Annotated in this window: 18 protein-coding genes; 7 read left to right on the top strand and 11 right to left on the bottom strand. The window is 71.5% G+C overall.

The window, feature by feature from the left end:
• Positions 1-30 precede the first annotated feature (30 nt).
• Positions 31-642 (top strand): TetR family transcriptional regulator, encoded by a 612-nt coding sequence (locus JOF41_RS00555; RefSeq protein ID WP_209615257.1) that lies wholly within the window; start codon positions 31-33, stop codon positions 640-642.
• Between the two features lie 37 nt (positions 643-679).
• Positions 680-1,552 (top strand): helix-turn-helix domain-containing protein, encoded by an 873-nt coding sequence (locus JOF41_RS00550; RefSeq protein ID WP_209615254.1) that lies wholly within the window; start codon positions 680-682, stop codon positions 1,550-1,552.
• A gap of 12 nt (positions 1,553-1,564) precedes the next feature.
• Here the strand turns inward: JOF41_RS00550 and JOF41_RS00545 are convergent, their stop codons facing one another.
• Positions 1,565-1,861 (bottom strand): hypothetical protein, encoded by a 297-nt coding sequence (locus JOF41_RS00545; RefSeq protein WP_209615251.1) that lies wholly within the window; start codon positions 1,859-1,861, stop codon positions 1,565-1,567.
• 109 nt (positions 1,862-1,970) lie between these two features.
• On the opposite strand from JOF41_RS00545, the gene JOF41_RS00540 reads away from it, so the two are divergent.
• The 4 genes from JOF41_RS00540 (at position 1,971) to JOF41_RS00525 (ending at position 5,463) form a co-directional block, all read left to right on the top strand.
• Complete coding sequence (locus JOF41_RS00540) at positions 1,971-2,864, top strand: helix-turn-helix domain-containing protein (RefSeq protein ID WP_189222421.1); 894 nt, start codon at positions 1,971-1,973, stop codon at positions 2,862-2,864.
• Positions 2,865-2,875: 11 nt separating this feature from the next.
• Positions 2,876-3,079 (top strand): DUF397 domain-containing protein, encoded by a 204-nt coding sequence (locus JOF41_RS00535; protein WP_189222423.1) that lies wholly within the window; start codon positions 2,876-2,878, stop codon positions 3,077-3,079.
• 118 nt (positions 3,080-3,197) lie between these two features.
• Entirely contained in the window at positions 3,198-3,836 is a 639-nt protein-coding gene (locus tag JOF41_RS00530; protein ID WP_189222424.1) for a hypothetical protein, read from the top strand.
• A gap of 97 nt (positions 3,837-3,933) precedes the next feature.
• Positions 3,934-5,463, top strand: coding sequence for a NucA/NucB deoxyribonuclease domain-containing protein (locus JOF41_RS00525; protein ID WP_209615247.1), 1,530 nt, complete (start codon positions 3,934-3,936; stop codon positions 5,461-5,463).
• Positions 5,464-5,581: 118 nt separating this feature from the next.
• Here the strand turns inward: JOF41_RS00525 and JOF41_RS00520 are convergent, their stop codons facing one another.
• The gene (locus JOF41_RS00520; RefSeq protein ID WP_189222428.1) at positions 5,582-6,334 is read right to left on the bottom strand and encodes an alpha/beta fold hydrolase; all 753 of its coding nucleotides are present in this window, start codon (positions 6,332-6,334) and stop codon (positions 5,582-5,584) included.
• A gap of 195 nt (positions 6,335-6,529) precedes the next feature.
• Here JOF41_RS00520 and JOF41_RS00515 point away from each other — a divergent pair, with 195 nt between their 5' ends.
• Positions 6,530-7,453, top strand: a complete 924-nt coding sequence (locus JOF41_RS00515) for a LysR family transcriptional regulator (RefSeq protein WP_307867140.1) — start codon at positions 6,530-6,532, stop codon at positions 7,451-7,453.
• A 44-nt stretch (positions 7,454-7,497) separates the two neighbouring features.
• Here the strand turns inward: JOF41_RS00515 and JOF41_RS00510 are convergent, their stop codons facing one another.
• Genes JOF41_RS00510 through JOF41_RS00470 form a run of 9 tightly spaced genes read right to left on the bottom strand, consistent with a single transcriptional unit; the run spans position 7,498 to position 17,877 of the window.
• Positions 7,498-8,634 (bottom strand): hypothetical protein, encoded by a 1,137-nt coding sequence (locus tag JOF41_RS00510; RefSeq protein WP_189222431.1) that lies wholly within the window; start codon positions 8,632-8,634, stop codon positions 7,498-7,500.
• Positions 8,631-10,898, bottom strand: a complete 2,268-nt coding sequence (locus JOF41_RS00505; RefSeq protein ID WP_209615242.1) for a hypothetical protein — start codon at positions 10,896-10,898, stop codon at positions 8,631-8,633. Before JOF41_RS00505 ends, JOF41_RS00510 begins: the two co-directional genes overlap by 4 nt.
• Entirely contained in the window at positions 10,895-11,617 is a 723-nt protein-coding gene (locus JOF41_RS00500; protein ID WP_209615239.1) for a nucleotidyl cyclase domain-containing protein, read from the bottom strand. The genes JOF41_RS00505 and JOF41_RS00500 overlap by 4 nt, the downstream gene beginning before the upstream one ends.
• Before the next feature lie 23 nt (positions 11,618-11,640).
• On the bottom strand, positions 11,641-12,351 hold the full coding sequence (locus tag JOF41_RS38065) for a protein DA1 (RefSeq protein WP_209615237.1): 711 nt from the start codon (positions 12,349-12,351) through the stop codon (positions 11,641-11,643).
• 1 nt (position 12,352) lies between these two features.
• Positions 12,353-13,312: a hypothetical protein gene (locus JOF41_RS00490; RefSeq protein WP_209615234.1), complete on the bottom strand. Its 960-nt coding sequence runs from the start codon at positions 13,310-13,312 to the stop codon at positions 12,353-12,355.
• The gene (locus tag JOF41_RS00485) at positions 13,309-14,304 is read right to left on the bottom strand and encodes a protein phosphatase 2C domain-containing protein (RefSeq protein ID WP_209615231.1); all 996 of its coding nucleotides are present in this window, start codon (positions 14,302-14,304) and stop codon (positions 13,309-13,311) included. The genes JOF41_RS00490 and JOF41_RS00485 overlap by 4 nt, the downstream gene beginning before the upstream one ends.
• Complete coding sequence (locus JOF41_RS00480) at positions 14,304-15,017, bottom strand: vWA domain-containing protein (protein WP_189222442.1); 714 nt, start codon at positions 15,015-15,017, stop codon at positions 14,304-14,306. Before JOF41_RS00480 ends, JOF41_RS00485 begins: the two co-directional genes overlap by 1 nt.
• A gap of 14 nt (positions 15,018-15,031) precedes the next feature.
• A complete protein-coding gene (locus JOF41_RS00475) occupies positions 15,032-16,465 on the bottom strand; it encodes a DUF4407 domain-containing protein (RefSeq protein ID WP_209615228.1) in 1,434 nt (477 codons plus the stop codon).
• On the bottom strand, positions 16,462-17,877 hold the full coding sequence (locus JOF41_RS00470) for a hypothetical protein (protein ID WP_209615224.1): 1,416 nt from the start codon (positions 17,875-17,877) through the stop codon (positions 16,462-16,464). The genes JOF41_RS00475 and JOF41_RS00470 overlap by 4 nt, the downstream gene beginning before the upstream one ends.
• Positions 17,878-18,318 lie beyond the last annotated feature (441 nt).

Below are 18,318 nucleotides of genomic sequence, written 5' to 3'. Positions count from 1 at the left end.
CACCCCGCGCGCAGGTAGACTCCGCGCACCATGAGCGAACCGCGGACGGGCCTTCGGGAGCGCACCCGACGGGCGGTGCGCAGGGAGATCGCCCAGGCCGCGAACGCGCTGTTCCAGGCCCGTGGTTTCGAGGCGACGACCATCGACGACATCGCGGCGGCGGTGGGCATGTCCCAGCGCAGCGTCTTCCGCTACTTCTCCTCCAAGGAGGAGATCGTCCTCGGCAAGTTCGACCTGGTCGTCGACGACATGCTGACCGCCCTGCGGGCCCGGCCGCTGGACGAGCCCGTCTGGACGTCGCTGCGCCGGGTGGTGGACGTGCTGGTCGCCGTCACGCGAGCGCCGGGGCACGAGGAGATGGTGGAGCCGATGCACCGGGTGGTCTTCGGCGCGCCCGCGCTGCTCGCTGGTTACCTCGAACGGCTGCAGCGGATGCAGGAGGCCGTCGTCGCCGAGCTGGTGGCGCGCGCCGAAGCGGCGGGCGCCCCTTACGCCGCCGACGACCCGACCCCTCGCGCCCTGACCGCCGCCGCGTTCGGGTGCCTCGTGGCCGCCCAGCACTCCTGGCTCGACTCCGGCGCGAAGGGCTCCTTCGCCGACGCCGTGGACCGCGCGCTGGCCACGATCGCCCCCCGCGCCTGACCGCGGTCCGGGTTCCCCACCCCGGCACAATGGGATCATGCCGGAGCGGAAGAACCAGGAACTCGCGGACTTCCTGCGGCGGGCCCGCGGCCAGTGCGACCCGAACAGGTCAGGACTGCCCGCCGACACCCGCATCCGCCGCGTGCCCGGCCTGCGCCGCGAGGAGGTAGCGCTGCTCGCGGGCGTCTCCACCGACTACTACGCCCGCCTCGAACAGGGCCGCCGCATCACCCCCACCCCGGCGGTGCTCGACGCGATCGGCCGGGCCCTCGGCCTCGACGCGGCGGGCCAGGCCCACCTGAAGGACCTCGTCGGCCTGGGCGGCACCGCGAACCGCCCACGCCCCCGCGCCGCGCAGCGCCTCCGCCCCGGCCTGCACCAGCTGCTCGACGCCCTCGACGGGGAGCCCGCGCTCGTCCTCGGCCGCCGCGCCGACGTGCTGGCCGCCAACCGGATGGCCAAGGCGCTGTTCGCCGACTTCGACGCCCTGCGGCCCGACCAGCGCAACTACGCGCGGTGGATGTTCCTCGACGACGCGGCGCGCGAGCTGTTCGTCGACTGGGAGCCGCAAGCCCGCGCCGCCGTCGAGAACCTGCGGCTGGAGTTCGGCACCGACCCCCACGACCAGGCGACCGCCGCGCTCGTCGCCGACCTGCGCGACCGCAGCCCGGAGTTCAGCCGGTGGTGGGACGAGCACCGCGTCCACCAGCGCACCTACGGGGCCAAGCGGCTGCGCCACCCCGTCGTGGGGGACCTGACCGTCAACTACGAGACGCTCACCCCGCCCGGCGACCCGGACACCACGCTGTACGTCTACACCGCGGAACCCGATTCGCCCTCCCAGCGCGCCTTGAGCCTGCTCGCTAGCCGGATCTTCTCGGAGAACGCGGCACGACCGTCGACGGCGTGATCTGGTCGACGGTCACTCCTCGGCGGACTGATCGCCCCTGGGTTCCTCACCCACCCAGACGATCCGCACTCCGCAGTTCCGCCCACGCCCCACCAGGCTCGCCACCCGCTCCGTCGAGGACGAGCGCAGCCGCGCGCCGCCGCTCAGCACGACCTCCACGTGGTCCGGCCACGCCAGGCCCCACGCCGCGATCTCGGCGTCGTCGCGCTCGCCGTACTCCCGCAGGACTGCGAACAGGCCGGGGCGCTCCTGGGCCACCAGCTCCGCCACGAACTTCTCGTAGCTGTTGATCCAGACCACACTCGCCACGCCGTACCTCCGTGTCGTAACCACTCGATCACTGGCTGTTGCGCTAACCTGCCGGCGAGATTGAGCCAGGAGAAGCGGGATTCTGCTTTTACACCTGATTGGGGTACAGATGAGTACTGCATTCGCCAATGCGGCCAGCGCCACGGTGCGTCGGTGGCAGCTCACCGAAGCCCTGCGTCAGCTTCGCGAGCAGCGTGAATACACCATCGACGACGTCATGGACCAGCTTCACGGCCAACCGGGCAAGTGGTCCCGCTCCAAGCTCAGCCGCATCGAGAACCGCGAACAGCGCGTGAAGCCCCACGAGGTCGAGCAACTGCTCAACGTGTACGAACTCACCGACGAGGCCGTGCGCGCCTGGCTGCTCGGCTTGGCCGCCACCGCGCACGAGCGCGGCTACTGGCTGGCGATCCGCAAGGACCTGCCCGAGGACTTCCACAACCTGCTCAACGTCGAACCGGCCCTGGTCGCGCGCCGCCAGTTCGAAACGACGGTCGTCCCCGGCCTGCTCCAGACCGCCGACTACACGCGGGCGCTGATCAACGGCGCGAACCCCGGTCTGGCCCACGAGACCGTGGAGCGGCGAGTGCTGGCGCGCATGGCCCGCCAGCAGGTCCTCACCCGTCCGCACCCCTTGCGGCTGCACGTGATCCTCGACGAGACGATCCTGGAGCGGCCGGTCGGATCGGCTCTGATCATGCGCAACCAGTTGCAGCGCTTGGCCGACACCCTCACCGAGGACCACATCACCGTGCAGGTGCTGCCGAAGTCCGCAGGCGCGACACCCGCGCTCGACGGAGCGTTCTCCATCCTGACGTTGCCCGAGCCGATCCCGGACTTCGGCTACGCGGAAGGACCGGGCGGAGCCGTCTACATCGAGGACCGCACCGACGTCCGCGTCTGCACCGAGCGCTGGGGAATCCTCACGGATCGAGCCCTGTCCGCCACCGACTCCCTGGACGTGATCAGGGAAGCGGTGAAGACTTACGCGGAACAGATCTGAGGGGACGGGCGATGACCAACTGGCGCAAGAGCAGCTACTCAGGCAGCGGCGGGACCGGCGGCGGCGACTGCGTCGAGATCACCGTGCACGGGGACCGGTTCCTGGTGCGCGACAGCAAAAAACCGGACGCGGGCACCATCACCGCAACCCGCGCCTGGCTCGACGCGCTCAAGTCCGACCTTTCGACTCAGAGGTCCGCTACCGGAGTCGAATGAGTCGACAGTCTGCGACACCGGCCGGCGATCCCTGCCAGGGCGCGTCGACCGGTGGCGGCGCCTGCGCGTCGAACCCCGCGACTTCTCAGCGTCCGGCCACGGGGACATAGTGAAGCGCATGTGGCTGGACGATCTGGGCGTGGTCGGAGCATCGACGTGGTGCTTGACGCTCGTACGCGACCTCTGGGCGGAAGAAGTCCTGGAGTTGGCCGGTGCACCAGTCGTGCGCGACGGTTCGCTGGCCGACGCCGAGCGGGTCAACATGATCGCGGTCCGCCCGGTCGGCGCGGCTTGGTCGCTGGCGGTCGAGTTCAACGGCTGGCTCGGCTTCGTCGGAAACCAGGATGATCTCCTCGTCGAGCTGTCCGCGAACGGGGCAACAGCCTGTTCCGCGTGGTCCACGCCGAACAACGAAGGCGTCGTCTACGTACCCGCCCCGGACAGCGTCGTGCGCTACCACCCCTCTCGTCGCCAGCTGGACGGCCCCATATCACCGGCTATGCTCGCTCGGATGACCGATACCGGCATCCTGGCGGACGCCGATGACGGGACGAGCCTCGGCGATCGAATGGTGACCGCGATTTCCGTGTTCACTGGAATATTCCTGGACCAGGAATTTCTTGTCGCGGACGACTGGGTGGTGGGTGTAGGACATCCGGACCGCGTCCGCGAGGCGATCCGCAGGAGCGGGCCGGGTTCTCGAACCGGTTCCCGCTGGCCCGACGCAGCAGACCTCCGAATGGGTGAACAATTCTGATCGTTCAGCCCAATCCAACTTAATCGATCGACCACCCCACCCTCCCCTCTGTACGTTCGCCGCAGATGTTTCCCGACCTGGGGAGGAGTTGGAAACATTGAAAAAGCGATCCTACTCGCGCGGGCTGACAGTCACCACGATCGCGGCCACGCTCTTGTGGGGATTCCCGGTGGTCGTGTCAGCCGAAGCGTCCGCACCGGACAACACCGGCACAGCGGTGCAGAACAGTCCGCGCACGGCGGACGTGTACATCGACGAAGCGGTCCTGGAGGAGTCGCGCAAGGCTGCGGCCGAAGGCCGTCCTCGCCCGTCGATAACCGTCCCACTGGCACCGCAGTCCGATCAGCGTCCGCCCAGGGCGACGACCGACACCCCCAAGCGGACACCGGAGCAGTCACAGAAACTTGCCAGGGAAAACGCGGTCGCGCGCAACTCGGTGTCCACGAGAGACTCCCGGGAGTTCACCCCTGACCGGGTCGAACCTCGGGCCATCGGCGAAGAGCCCGACGACAACGAGGTGAACGCCTGCCTGACCCGTGACGCGGAGAACGGTTTCGGGCGCGTCTACAACCGGTTCACCTTCTGCAGGCGCGACGACTGGACCCTCGAATTCTTCCAGGTCAGCCCGAACCGGCCGCCGGAGTACATGGGCAGCAACACGTTCAACCTGGATCTGTTCGCCAAGGGGGACGACACGTTGCGCCGGGCTCGGGTGTGGGCCAAGGTCCAGTACGACTCGGTGGAGTACGACTGGAGGTACCCCTGGGACGAGTGGTTCACCGGACCGGACATCAGGCTCTCGCTCATGGCGGAGTGCGGCGCCGGCCTCGACGTCTGCCATGCGTCGCCAGGGCCCGCCACGATGCCCTTCATCGTCTGGGACAACAATCACGACTGGTTCTCCTGGGACGTGTACGGCCACGAGGACGCGGGCGTCGGGCGCGACAAGATCAGTTTCTCCGACTTCTACATGCAAGCCTGGGGCGAGGGAGAGGGTTACACCACCATCGGCCCTCGCGCGGAGAGCGAGCGCCGCGAGATGCGGTGCGACTCGGGACTGGACTTCCGCGCCGGTCAGCAGAAGGCGTGCATTTTCAACGAAGTGATCCCACGGCTGGCGTACGGCCTCGACGACTGGGAAGTCCGCGAGGTCGCCCGACACATCAAGATCGCGCAGGACCAGCCCAACTCCACCTACCCGAAGCTGACCTCGACCGATCCCCAACCGAGGGACAAGCGAATTCCGGGCAGGTATGACCCCGGGAACGCCAACGCCCCTGGGCTCCACCGGATCACCCCGGCGGACCCCGAGTACAAGCAGAACCGCGACCACAAGGACGGGGCGTGCTTCGGCACCGGGCCGTACAAGGACCTCTACGTCGACCTCGGGCTCCCGGAACCGCCACAGCAGGGTGTCGAGGAGTGCGACGAATACCCCTTCGCCTCGACTCTGGAGGGCGCCGGGCACCCGGAGTGGGACTTCTCCGTCCGGGCCGTCCTGAACTTCCAGAACAGCACCGCGGGCGGCAGGCTCGGCATCTACTACTTCGACGATCGCATCCTGCGCTACGACTTCAGCCTGTCCCCTGAGCTGAACGACCGCTTCTACATCAACATCACCGGTTGATCGCGCCTGCTGGGGCGCGGGAACACCCGCGCCCCAGCAGCTCGGCGCGGAACCCGCTACCGGCGGACCTCATAAGGCGATGTGCTCCCGCCGCAGACTCCCGCTTTCCCGGAAGCCGCTACAAGCTGTCCCAGAACTCGACCAGCACGCCGGCCACCCGAGCGGGGTCCTGGAGCATCCACCAGTGGCCGAGCCCTTCCAGCTCCACGGCACGCGCGCCCGCGCGTGCGGCGGCTCGGTGGCGGGCGGCGGTGCTGCCCACCGTGGTGTCCTCGGTGGGGATGGGCACCAGACCCGGCCGGGCAGCGGCGGCGGGGAGGTCGCGGCCGCGTTCGCGCAGCGCGGCGGGCATGGCCGACCGGTACAGCGCGAGGATGGCCCTGCCCATCTCCGCGCCTTGCGCGAGCGCCACGTCTCCCGCGACCGGCTCGGGGATGCCCCACTGGACCATGCGTGCCGCCCGTTCGTCGGCGCTGCCCGCGAAGAGCTCTTCGACGGAGCTCTCGCCGTCGCCGGGCGTCTGCCAGGTGCGCGCCAGCGGGTGCCAGGCGAAGTCCGGTTCGAACCCGCCGATGGTGTCGCTGACCCAACTGCGCAGCAGGTCGGGCCGGGTCATCGCGACTTCCAGGACGTGCCCACCGCCCCAGTCGTGGCCGACGAGGTCCACCGGCTCCTCGAACCGCGAGAGCTCGCCGACGAGCCAGTCCCGGTAGTCGCTCGTGGTGGCGCCGAATCCCTCGGGCAGAGGAGCGCCGAACCCCGGCGGCGAAAGCCGCACCACGTCCTCACGGCTCATCCCGGCCAGCTCGTCGAGCAGTGGTGTCCACACCGCGGCGGTGACGGGGACGCCGTGGACGAGGACGATGGTCATACCTCAGCACCCTTCCGGGACGCGGAACGGGATTTCGCCGTACTTGCCCATGTCGGACACCTCTCGGTTCTGGAATCGGTGTGCTGGTTCGCGTCCGGCCGGACAGCACCGAGTCAACAACCCGTCCGACCTGCGCGTCCAAGACCCGTTCCGCACCCCGTCATGCAGAATCCGCATGACGGGTACCGTGGTCGTGTGCCCGGTGAAGCCCCGTCCTCCCCCGCCGGTCCCGGTGTGGACCTCGACCTCCGGCTGGTGCGCTACTTCACGGTCGTCGCCGAGCACCTGAACTTCGCCAGGGCGGCAGCGGCGCTGCACGTCGCCCAGCCCTCGCTGAGCCGCCAGGTCCAGCGCTTGGAGGACGTGCTGGGCGTGCGCCTGCTGGAGCGCACCACCCAGGGCAGCAGGCTCACCGCGGCGGGCGCGGCGTTCCTGCCGCGAGCGCAGGCGCTCCTGCACACCGCGGGCCAAGCGGCGCTGGCGGCCCGCGCCGCCGCGCCGTCGCGCACGATCACCGTCGGCTACCTCGACGACCTGGTCATCACCCCAGCCGTGCGCGACCTGCGCCGCCGCCACCCCGAGGCCCACGTGCGCACCCGGCACCTGGACACCGACGAAGCCCGCGCCCTGCCCGAGGGCCGGGTCGACGTGCTCGTCGCCCGCACACCGCTGCCGATCCCGAGCGACGACCTGCGCGTGACCGCCCTCTACGACGAACCGCGAGTGCTGCTCGTCTCCGCCTCCCACCGCCTCGCCGGGAAGGAGTCGGTCAGCCCCGAGGACTTCGCCGACGAGCCCCTCGTCGCCTGCGCGGGCATGGCCGCGGCGTGGACCGGGTTCTGGCGGCTCACCCCCCGCCCGGACGGCAGCCCGCCCCCGCTCGCGCCGATGCTCGTGGACACCTTCGAGGACAAGCTGGAGGTCGTCGCCGAGGGGCGGGCCGTGGCCGTCGTGCCCGCCGACGACCGGCGCAGCACGCTGCGCGACGACCTGGCCACCATCCCCGTCGACGGCGTCGAGCCCTGCCAGGTCGCCGTCGTCACCCGCGCCGACGACCGCAACCCGCTCCTGGCCCACTTCCTGGAGTCGGCGAGGAACTGCCTCGCCCGCGGCGCCTGACCGGGACTTGTGCCGAGGCCCACCCCACCCTTCCGATCAAGCGATCACAGTTCGTCGTCATCGTCGTCGTCATCGAAGTCCAGCGGCTTGAACAGCAGTTTGGACGAGTCGGCGACGACTTCCGCGGTGAGCGGTTCCTCGGGGGCACCGGGACCCGGCGCGCTGGGACTCGACGCGCTGGGCGGGAGCCCGGCCGCCACGGCGTCGAGGTCGAGCTTGAGCGGCGCGCCACCGCCCGCTCGCCGGGTGATCACCGAAGTCGCCTGGTCCATGATCCCAGCGATGTCGCTGCGGTTGACCAGACCGTGCTTGAGCATCGTCTCCAGCAGCTCCCGCGCGTCGTCGAGCTCCAGCTGGCGCTGCTTGACCAGCATGGCCAGCACGTCGGCCGCCCGGTCCGGCGAGTTGGACAGCATCAGTCCGATGGCGTTGTTCGGATCGCGCGCGATGGCGCCGCCGTAGAACTCCATCCGCTGGGACTCCAGCTGCAGCTGGTGCTCCTGCTTCAGCTTCTCCAGTTCCAGCTCGTGCTTGCTGCGCAGGGTCTCCAGCCGCTGCTGCGCGATCTGCTCGATGCCCGAGCGCACCAAGCCGTCCTTGTTGATCTCGTGCGTCCGCGCGTCCTCGGTGCGCTTGCGCACGTAGGCCGTGGTGGCGGCATCGAGGGTGAGCGCCGCGTCGCAGTCCACGACGCTGACCCCCTGCGCGAACGGCTGCCTGCCCCTGGTGCCCGCGAACGCCGCGGCCATGGCCCGCTCGGCACCCGCGCCGTCCTCGATCGGGAATCCGGCGCTGACGTCGCGCAGCGCCCGTTCCACGTGGTACCGCAGGATCGGCAGGGCGTCGACCAGGTTGGTCTTGGCCGCCTCGACCGGGTCGGTGATCCGCCAGCGCACGACCACCTTGGCGGTGAAGAAGTACGCCTGCTCCCGACTGGGCAGCTTGAACTGGAAGTCGCGGGTGAACACGGAGGTGTTGACCAGGAACAGCGCCCGGTGGCCCGCGATGCCGCCGATGGGCACCTGCTCGGTCATGTGGTGGTAGCGGCCGTGCCGGTCCAGGTAGACCGTCGCGCGGTCGTCGCTGGGCACCGGGCGGTTCCTGAACATCTCGCCGAACCGCAGGTCCACGCGGGTGATCAGGGGTTCGTTGGCCGTCTGCGCCTGCTGAGGTCGGATCATGGTCGATCCTCCTGGTGGTTGAGGGCGGCGAGCAGCGCGGTGGCCGCCTCGGCGGGGCCGCGCCGGGTCCTCGCCCAGTCGGTCAGGTAGAACCGCAGAGTGGTGGGGTCGCCCGTGGCCGCGGCGACCTCGACGAGCAGCGCGCCGAGCGGTTCGCGCTGCGTGGCGTCGCGCTGAGCGGTCCTGACCCAGCGGTGCACCACCTTGATGGCCTCGGGCACGAAGTGCTGGGCGTTCAGCGCCCGTGCGATCAGCGTGACGACCGCCTCCCGCCTGCTCATCCCGCGCCCTCCCGCGACCACCGGGTGCTCGGGCTCCTCCTCGCGCCGGTCGAGGTCGGCCACCCACAGCAGTCCCGGCCACGGGTCGGTGCTGCCCTCCTCGAACACCTGCAGGTAGGCGGTCAGCTGGAGCACGCAGTTCAGGGCGGTGTTGCGCAGCTCGACCCGGTGCGAGGCGCTCCACCGCAGCAGCGCGGCCAGCACCAGGTTCAGCCGGTCCAGTTCCAGCGACAGGGTGGTGATGGAGTCGGCGATCGCGATGACCATGCGCCACTGGTCGGTGTCGGCGGCCTTGCGCAGCCTCTTGAGCACCTGGTCGGTGGTCATGATCGGCAGGGTGCCCAGCGCGGCGACCGCGGCGACCCTGCGACCGGTGGCGGCCTTGCCCGGCAACCAGCGGTCGATCATCCGGGCGATCAGCGGCTGCAGCTCCGGTTGCATGGCGGGCAACCGCAGCGCGCCGATCACCGCCTGGCGCTCCCAGTACTGGTTCTCGTCGGCCCACCGCTCGATCACGTGCCTGCGCGCGTGGTCGAACTCGGACAGGCTGAGCAGGCCGACCGCGACGCCCGCGCGGATGCGCACCTGGCGGTCGGGCGAGCTGCCCAGCTCGCACAACCAGTCGCGCACCACGCCGTGCGCCTCGGTGTACTCGCGCCAGACGTGCTGGAGCACCTTGCGGGGCCGGTGCGGGTCGCGGTAGCGGACCACCTCGGTGGTCAGGCTGCCCAGGTCGCTGTCCTCGACCACCGAGGTCAGCTCCGCCTCGACCCGCTCGACCAGGCGCAACGTGCGCACGGCGAACACGTCGCGGGTGCGGTCGCGCTGGTCGGGCACCTCGGCGGCCTGGATGAACGTGGCCAGCGTCGTGCTGGCCTCGGCGACGGTGGCCAGCGGCATGCCGTCCAGCGTGGCCAGCGCTATCGCGAAAGCGCGGTGCTCGTTGTCGGGCAGGGAGTCGAACCACTCCCGGAACGCGGCCTCGGCGCTGCGCGCGTACTGCAGGCGGACGTCCTCCACCACGCGCTCGCCCAGCACGACCGCGCACAGGCCGCGCCCGAAGTCGGCCAGGTCCTGCGCCCGCATGGCCCGACCGACCACCTCTTCGACCAGATCCGCGAACTCCGGAAAGCCGGTGAGGTCGCCCGATGCCCGCCCGGCGGCCCGCAGCCCGGCTCGGAAGTGGCTGAGCACCAGCGCCCGGTCGTCCTCGCGCGGGGCACCGTCGACGAGGTAGTCCGCCAGTTCCCGCTCCCGCAGCGGAGTGCCGGTGCCGACGAGGACGATCATCCGCGCCTTGGCGTCGGCGAGTCTGCGCCGCCACAGGTTCAACGCGAACTCGGTCAGCGCCGCCGCCTGGTCGGGTTCGAGGGTTTCCAGCAGGTATCCGTGGTCGCCCGCCAGGTCGACCGGTGCGGAGGGCGAGCGCAGGTCGGTGTCGGGGCTGAGCTTGGCCACGCCCTCGGCGCACTCCGCGGACAGCAGGGCGAGCGCGGTGGCGGTGCGCCCCCACCCCGCCGGCGCGCGCAGCAGCACCAGGTGCTGGTCACGCAGCCGCTCGCGCAGCCCCCGGTAGCCGTCGGGCTCGACGAAGGTCTCGACGACCGCGCTGATGGCCCGCCGCGGAACCGGTCCGGTGGGCAGTGAACCGTGGTAGGCGCCGCCCGCACGCGGCGGGCCCGCGTCCACCAGGCCGATGGTGTTGGCCACGAAGACGTTGGAGATCCCGCCGCGCACGCCCATGAGCGCGGCGATCGCGTTCTCCATGGCGCGGGCGTCCTGGTCCAGCTTGCGCGCGTTGGCCGGGTCCGAGGCGTTGGTGGTGGGGTTGGGCGCCTCCGGTTCCGGGGCGGCCTGCGCCTCGTCCTCCGACGCGGGCGCGGGCTGTTCCCCCTCCGCCTCAGGCGCCGCCCGCTTCTTCTCCGCTTCCTGCTTCTTCTCCGCTTCCCGCTCAGCCGGGTCTTCCGGCTGCTCGTCGCTCACGGCGCTCCCCCCAACCCGGTGCGGGCGTCGACGTGGCCGATCGTGTCCGCGGTGAAGACGTTGCCGTTGGCGGTGCTGATCGAGATCGACTTCGCCGCCTGCTCGGCCGCGAGCGCGACCGGGGCGGGCGGCCGGGCGTCCTCGGCGGGCACCGGCGGCTCCGCGTAGCCGGGCACGCGCACCCACACCTGCCTGCCACCGTCGTGGATCTGCCGGTAGGAGGCCGCCCGGAGGCCGCGGTAGCCGGGCCGCACCACGGAGCGGTACACCGCGTCGGACACGACCACGACCGACTGGGCGCGGGCGGCGGCGCGCAGCACCGACTTCACCCCCTCGCCGTTGACGATCCGGAAGGCGGTGGTCACGTCGTCGCCGACCCACCCGTGGGCGTCGCGGGCGATCAGTCCGAAGTGGACGCCGAAGCGCAGGCGCAGCCACGACACCGGGTCCCGCCGCGCGTTGAACCGGGCGAGCCCGTCGACCGCGACTTCCAGCAGGGGGTCCAGCAGCGGCAGCACCTCGGAGTCGACCACCGCCAGCACACCGTCGCCCAGGTCGTCCAACCGGTACCGCTCGGCGGGCAGCCCGGCGGCCTCCAGCCCGCTGTGCAGCACCTGGTACAGCGCCTCGCGCAGCTCCACCTTCTCGCGGTCGTGGCGCTCGCTGGACTTCTCGACGTCCACCACGAGCACCGCTCGGCTGATCGGCTCCAGTCCCATGTCCCCTCCCCTTCCCCCGCTGTTCACGGCAGGCGACCCCGCCCGCACACCGAATCGAGCACCGCCGCGATGCCGTGGGCCGCGACGGAGTCGCGCACCGCGCGGTAGCCCGCGCCGTACACCGCGTCCGGGTTGTCCAGCGCCGCTTGGCGCATCGCGCGCGCGAACTCGGTGCCCCGGCGCTTGAGCCAAGCTCCGGAGAACAGCTCGCACACCCCTTCTTCCAGCTGTCGGGCCAGGGCCCGCGCGCCCCTCTGGGCCAACCAGGCGTGGCCGATCTCGTGCGCGACGGTGGCGCCGAAGTGGGTCGAGGTCAGCCCCCTGGCGATCTCGATGCCCACCACGTCGGTCACCGCGCCCCCCTCCTCGACGCGCTGGAGGGTGCGGCCCAGGCACACGCCCCGACCACCGGTGTTGATCACGTCGGGGTCGACCAGGGTGACCCTGACCCGCTGGTCGAGCCGGATGCCCAGCGCGGCCATGTCCTCCCGCACGGCCGGGATGTGCGATCGCGCCTGCTCCACGGTGTCCACCGACTGCGCCGCGCACGTCGGGCAGCGGGCGGTGGTGGCGGTGAACCGGGACCAGCCCTGCTCCTCCCGCTGCCGGGGCCTGCCGCACAGCGCGCACCGCCCGTCCGCCGGGTGGCGGGCGCACGTCACCTCGCCGTGCATGGACAGGACGTACCTGCCCGAGGGGGGCGCGCCGCACGCGGTGCAAGTGCTCGCGGACACGTCAGGTCACCGGAACCCATCTGCGGGTCTTCGGATCGCGCCGCCACCCGGACGTGCCGCCACCCGAGGTGGCAGGTGCCGCGGCGCGCCGGGCGGCCACCGCCTCGGTCAGCACCGAGTCGAAGTAGCGCCCCCACTCCTGCGCGGTGGGGCGCCGTTCGGGAGTCGGGCCGAGCGCGTCGCGCAGCAGCCGCGGTCCCTCGCCCGGCAGCACCGCGTCGAGCCTGCTGGGGTCGCGGGCGATCGAGGCGAACGGACCGGGGCTCAGGCACCGCAGCACGAACAGCCCGAACTTGTACCGGTCGCTGGCCTGGCTGAGCACGCGCTCGGGCGGCTCCCAATCGGGCGCGTTGAGCTGGCGCACCACCGCCGCGGCGCCCTTGATCCGGATCGAGTCGCAGTCGACCAGCATCACGCACGGGCGGTCGGTGAGCCGGAACACCGCGTTCTTCGGGTTCAGGTCGCCGATCACCAGGTCGTTGCGGTGCAGCAGGTGCACGGCGCTGGCCAGGTCGCGGCAGACCAGCACGCGTTCGGCGGCGGTCGGCGCGGGCATGCCCAGCCGCGCCGCCCGCACCGGGTCGATGAACAGGTGCTGGACCTCGCGCAGGGTGCGAGCCCTGGCGCCGCTGGGCTTGACCCGGTCCTCGAAGTAGTCGTCGGGGATCAGCGGCACCAGCACCCCGCGCACCTGCCCCGCTTCCTCGACGGCGCGCACCGGCCACGCGGCGGTCCGGTCCAGCCGCCGCCGGGTCGGCTCGTCCATGCGCAACCTGCGCGCCACCACCGCGGCCAGTCCGTGCGGCGGTGCGTGCCCGGCCTTGTACTGCTTGTAGACCAGCGGTCCCGGCACGTCGGGCAGCGCGGCGGCGGGCGCGCGGTAGACCTTGGCCTGCCCGCCCTCGCCGAGCAGCTCGCCGAGCGGGCCGACCTCGCCCAAGCCGACGACGTGGCCGCTCATGTCCCGGCGACGGGCCAGAGCGCGACCGCGGTGCGGTCGTCGTCGTAGCTCCTGCGCGCGAACCCGGCCTGAGCGGCGAACTCCAGTCCGGACGCGGGCGGCGCGGCCCAGACCTCCGCCAGGAAGCGCCCCACCGCGCCGGCGCCGTGCCCGAGCGGGTCGCCCACCCCGTCGGTCACCAGCACCAGGGCCTCGCCGGGAGCGACGGTCGTGCGCACCGGCGGCGGCAGCGCGGCGGGCAGCAGCGGCAGCGCCTGCACCGAGGAGGAGTGCACCTCCGCGCCGTCGTTCTTGACCGCCTGCTGCGGCTCCCAGCGTCCCCCCTCGCGCAGCACCCACGCCGAGGTGTCGCCGACCGAGACCAGGTGGACCTCGTGCGCCCCGGCCACCGGCACCAGGTCGACCACGGCGTAGAGCACCGTGGTCGCCAGCAGGTTGGCGACTTCCCGCAGGGGGACGGCGTGCGGGTCGGCGGTGCCGGTCGCGGCCAGCCGCTTGCGCCCGATCGCCTCGATCTCCGCCGCGACCGCGCGGAGGAAGTCCGGCCACGGCATGCGGTCGGGCGCGGTGGTCCGCAGCGCGTGCACGAGCATGTTCACCCCCCGGCGCGCGGCGGCTACCGCGGCCTTGTGCGAGAGCGCGCCCGCGGAGACCCCGTCGGCGACTCCGACGACCAGGTACCGGCCGTCCGGGGTGCGCCGGTAGCCGTACTCGTCCTGGCGCACCGTCCCGTAGGCGCGGTGCGCCAGGCCGCGCACGCTGGCCGCGCGCAGCTCGGCGACGACCCGGCGCCCGCCGTCCTTCAGCGCCACGCCGTCCAGCACGGTGTCCCTGCGGTCCCAAGCGCTCTCGTCGGGCACCGGCACGACCCGCGTCGCGGCCCTGCCGGGGTCACCGACCTCGAACTGCTCCACCCGACCGCGCCAGGCCGGCGCCGCCGCGGGCTCGGCGGACCCCGCCGACTCCTCGTGCTCCCTGGTGGATGCGCCCATCAGACGAAGTCGTCCGAGGAGTACGCGGAGATGCCCGACGGCAGGTCCTGCTGAGCGGGCAGGATGAGGCCCGAGTTGCCCTGGGCCATGCTCTGCCCGGACGCGAGCATGCTGGAGATCAGGATCTCGGCGATCATGGCGATGGCGTCGGCCGGGTTCTGGCCCTGCTCCATCAGGTACATCCGCATCGCCTTGGGACCGCTGGCCGGGTGGATGAGGGTGGCCAGGGTCCTGGGGTTGGCGTCGTCCACGCCGCACGGCACCAGGTTGGGGTAGATCGGGAAGTTCTCGGTCAGGTCCCGGAACGCCGCGCGCCACTCCTCGTCGCGGTCGGTGGGCTCGCCGTCGCTGATGAAGAACACCGCGGGGCGGTGCACCTGGAAGCCGTCGGCCTTCAGCTGCTTGACGTTGCTCTCCAGTTCGGCGCGCAGCAGCCGGAAGGCCGCCGCGTACGACGTCGCGCCGCGCACGTTGAGCGCGGGCAGGGTCACCTCGTCGTCGAGCAGGTCGCACAGCGGCAGTCGGACTTGTGCGTCGCTGCCGAAGTCGATGACGCCGAAGCGCACCTTGTCGGACAGGATCGGCGCGTCGGCCAGCGCGTCGACGACCTTGGGCATGATCTGGTTGGCCTGCTCCAGCTTGCTCCCGGACATCGACGCCGACACGTCGATCACCAGGTAGAACGGCAGGAGCTTGGCCTTGTCGCTCTCCACGGGGGTTTCTCCAATCAGGAGGGGTTGGGCGTGGGCACGCCGTTCGGGGTGCTGCCGTTGACGTGCGCACCGTTGACGTGCGCGCCGTTGCCGGTGTGCGGCAGGTGCACCCTGGGGATGGGCATGGTGCGCTGGTCGCCGCCGGCGTGCTCCCGGTACCAGCGGTCGAGCTCCTCGTCGGTGCGCAGTCGCGCCAGGTCCGCCCAGACGTCGATGGCCTTCATGGCCATGCCGAGCTGCTTGTCGGCGACCAGCTGGGTGGTCTTGGCGTGCGCCTGGGTCTGCGCGTCCAGCTTCTGCCGCTCCATCGCCAGCTTCTGGTCGGCCCGGTCGGCTTCCAGGTCCCGGTCCCGATCGGCCCACAGCTTGTCGTCGGCGTCGGAGGCCTCGTCGGCGCGCTTGGCCATCCGGTCGTAGAGCGTCTCGGGGCCGAAGCTGGACAGCAGCTTGACCACGACGGGCAGCAGTTCGACGCACAGGAACAGCAGGAACAGCGCGTAGTGGGCCTGCGCACCGCTGCGCCTGCCCTCGGTGAGGCGGTCCAGCGCCTCCAGCCTGGCCAGCAGGCCGGTGTCCGCGGCGGTCGCGACGGTGCCCCGCCGCTCCAGGCCCTCGCGGTCCTGCCGCAGCCGCTGGAGGTCCGCCTGCACCTCGGGCAGCCGCTTCTGCGCGTTCCCGGTGTCGGTGGCGGCGCCCTCCCGCAAGCGCTTGGCGACCTTCTCGGTGACCTCGTCCAGTGCGGACTGCGCCTTGTCGCGGGCGTTCCTGGCGTCGTCGGCCGCCCGCTTCTTCTGCCGGTAGGACTCGCCGTCGCCGGGCACACCGGTGCCGCAGGTACCGTCGAACTCGCACTGCGCCAGCTGGTTCGCCGCCTGGTATGCCTCCTCCGCCTTGTCGAGGGCGCTCTTGGCCGCCTTGACGTCGGGGTCGTCGGCCACGGTCGCGGAGGACCGGCCGGACAGGATCGCCAGCAGCTCGGACTCCTCCGCCTCCAGCTCGGTGATCCGGGCGTAGGCCTTGTCGTAGTCCTCCTGGTTGCGCTGGGTGGTCTCGGCCTGCATGGCGACCAGCTCGCTGTTGATCTCCGGCTCGAAGATCTTCAGCACCAGCGGCATGGAGATGATCGACCCGATCACCACGGCCAGCCCCACCCTCGGGATCGCCGCGAGCAGGTTGAGCAACCAGCCGTTGCCGCGGGTCATGGTGATCACGAGCATGCGGTCGAGGTTGAAGATGACCACGCCCCAGGCCACGCCCGCCACCGCGGCCGCGACCACGGGCAGTCGCAGCACCGAGTGCAGCGCGAAGAACGCCGACACGGCGGCGACAGCGGCGGTGCTGAGCAGCACACCGCCCATCGCGGCGTGCTTGTTCACGTCCCCCGGCGCCTTCCGCAGGATCTCGCCCCTGGCGCCGGACAGCTTGGCCAGCCACACGGCGAAGCTCATCGGCTTCCTCCTTCGCTGTCGCGGAATCCGAAGTCGGTCCCGGTGAGTTCGGTCAACATGGCCTCCAGGTCGAGGGGGAACCCGACGGCCCGCAGGTCGGGCGGGGACGGCCATGGCGCGGTGCGCGCCGCGGCGGTCAGCAGGTCCGGCAGCTCGGGGCGCACCCCGATCGGCGGCAGCGGCAGCAGCGCCAACTCCGGCGGATCGGCGCTGCCCGGCGTGGACCAGCTCAGCTGGGGCACCGGCACGGTCAGCGGCTGCCGCGCGGGAGGCGGCAGCACAGTCACCGGTCCGACGTGGCGCTCGTCGGAGCCGAGGTCGTTGATCGCGCGGACGCGGACCGGGCCGGACTCGTCGAGCGGCACCGAGGTCCGCCCCCGCCCCCGCCGACCGTCCACTCGCACCACCCGCGTCCCCGAGGTGATCTCGACCTCCTTGGCCTCCAGCGCCTCCCACTCGACGACGACGGGCTGCCCGCGCAGGACGAGTTCGCGGTCGACCGCGACCGCGCCGAGCTCCGGCGGCGCGACGGCCTCGCCGAGCAGCCGCCGCAGGTGCAGCTCCCAGTCGCGGGCGGAGGGCCTGCCCTCGGGGTCACCGCTCAACGCGCGCCCGAGCATGCTCAGCCCTTCGGCGTCGAGCAGCCGCGCCGCCGCGGCCGGATCCGTGTTCACCGAGGACCAGGCGCCCGGCGAGAGGCAGCGCAGGACGAACAGGCCGAGCTTGTAGCGGTCGGTGGCCAGGGTGAGGTTGCCGCCCTCCGGCGGGACCCAGTCGGGTGCGTCGAGCTGCTTGACCTTGGCGACCACCCCGGCGGGCCGCACGGCGTCGCAGTCGAGGAACATCACCATCGGCCTCGCGTCCAGCCGGAAGACCGCGTTCTTGGGGTTGATGTCGCCGAAGACGACCTTGAGCTCCTCGTGCAGGAAGGCCAGTCCTCCGGCGAAGTCGCGGCAGATCCTCAGCCGCTCCTCGTCGGTCGGCGCGGGCCGCCCCAGCCTGAGGGCGCGAGCGGGGTCGATGAACAGGTTCTGCACCTCGCGCAGCGACTGCTTGACCCCGCAGTTGCGCACCACGCTGTCGAAGAAGGGCGCCGGGATGCGCGGCATGACGATCCCGACCGCCAGTCCCCGCTCCTCGACGACCCGCACGGGCCACGCCGACAGACCGTCCAGTTCGGTCCGCTTGGCCTCGTCCAGCGCGTTGCGCGCGGCGACCACCCGGCGCAGGCTCTCCGGCGCGACGTGGCCGTCGCGGTACCGCTTGTAGACCAGCGCTCCCCGCACGTCGGGGCAGGTCAGCTCCGGCAGGTCGAACACCGTCGCCTCACCTCCGCTGCCCAGCTGGGCACCGAGCGCTCCCAGCTCGCCGGGCGCAACGGTCACGGCGGTGCCGGACGAGGAATTCCCCACGCTTGCCTCTCCTCAGCGGATGACATCAACAGGCATTGGCCGGTGCGACGAGAGAGGACGGACAATAGCAGTTCTCCGGGCCATTGCCCCCGCGCCACCGCATCCCTTATCCGGGCCTCGCGAGGTCAATCGAGCAACCGTCGCGATCCGTTACCGGCTGCTCGACGCCGTCTTCCCGGAAGGGTGAACCGGTTTTTAGTTGCATAGACAATCTATGCATTCATCGGTCGACCAGGCCCGCTAGCAGGCATTTCGCCGCGACGACCCGCGTCGACAACCCCGGAGATAACAATCCGATGGCATTTGAAGCTCACCGGCGCGACACGCTTGATTATCGCCAGTGACGGCGATCACAAGGCTCTCCGCACTTTTTCGGAGAAACTCGGCACAGGCGCGCGGAAACACGCGCCGCTTTGCGCCGATGACGGAAGGCGCGCTGTC

This window comes from Saccharothrix coeruleofusca, from assembly GCF_017876325.1.
Taxonomy (GTDB): Bacteria; Actinomycetota; Actinomycetes; order Mycobacteriales; family Pseudonocardiaceae; genus Actinosynnema; species Actinosynnema coeruleofuscum.
This window is presented reverse-complemented; position numbering and strand designations above follow the sequence as displayed.

Coding starts and splice junctions, on each gene's coding strand:
- JOF41_RS00555 (WP_209615257.1), top strand. CDS start 31: ATGAGCGAACCGCGGACGGGCCTTCGGGAGCGCACCCGACGGGCGGTG.
- JOF41_RS00550 (WP_209615254.1), top strand. CDS start 680: ATGCCGGAGCGGAAGAACCAGGAACTCGCGGACTTCCTGCGGCGGGCC.
- JOF41_RS00540 (WP_189222421.1), top strand. CDS start 1,971: ATGAGTACTGCATTCGCCAATGCGGCCAGCGCCACGGTGCGTCGGTGG.
- JOF41_RS00535 (WP_189222423.1), top strand. CDS start 2,876: ATGACCAACTGGCGCAAGAGCAGCTACTCAGGCAGCGGCGGGACCGGC.
- JOF41_RS00530 (WP_189222424.1), top strand. CDS start 3,198: ATGTGGCTGGACGATCTGGGCGTGGTCGGAGCATCGACGTGGTGCTTG.
- JOF41_RS00520 (WP_189222428.1), bottom strand. CDS start 6,334: ATGACCATCGTCCTCGTCCACGGCGTCCCCGTCACCGCCGCGGTGTGG.
- JOF41_RS00510 (WP_189222431.1), bottom strand. CDS start 8,634: ATGATCCGACCTCAGCAGGCGCAGACGGCCAACGAACCCCTGATCACC.
- JOF41_RS00500 (WP_209615239.1), bottom strand. CDS start 11,617: ATGGGACTGGAGCCGATCAGCCGAGCGGTGCTCGTGGTGGACGTCGAG.
- JOF41_RS00490 (WP_209615234.1), bottom strand. CDS start 13,312: ATGAGCGGCCACGTCGTCGGCTTGGGCGAGGTCGGCCCGCTCGGCGAG.
- JOF41_RS00485 (WP_209615231.1), bottom strand. CDS start 14,304: ATGGGCGCATCCACCAGGGAGCACGAGGAGTCGGCGGGGTCCGCCGAG.
- JOF41_RS00475 (WP_209615228.1), bottom strand. CDS start 16,465: ATGAGCTTCGCCGTGTGGCTGGCCAAGCTGTCCGGCGCCAGGGGCGAG.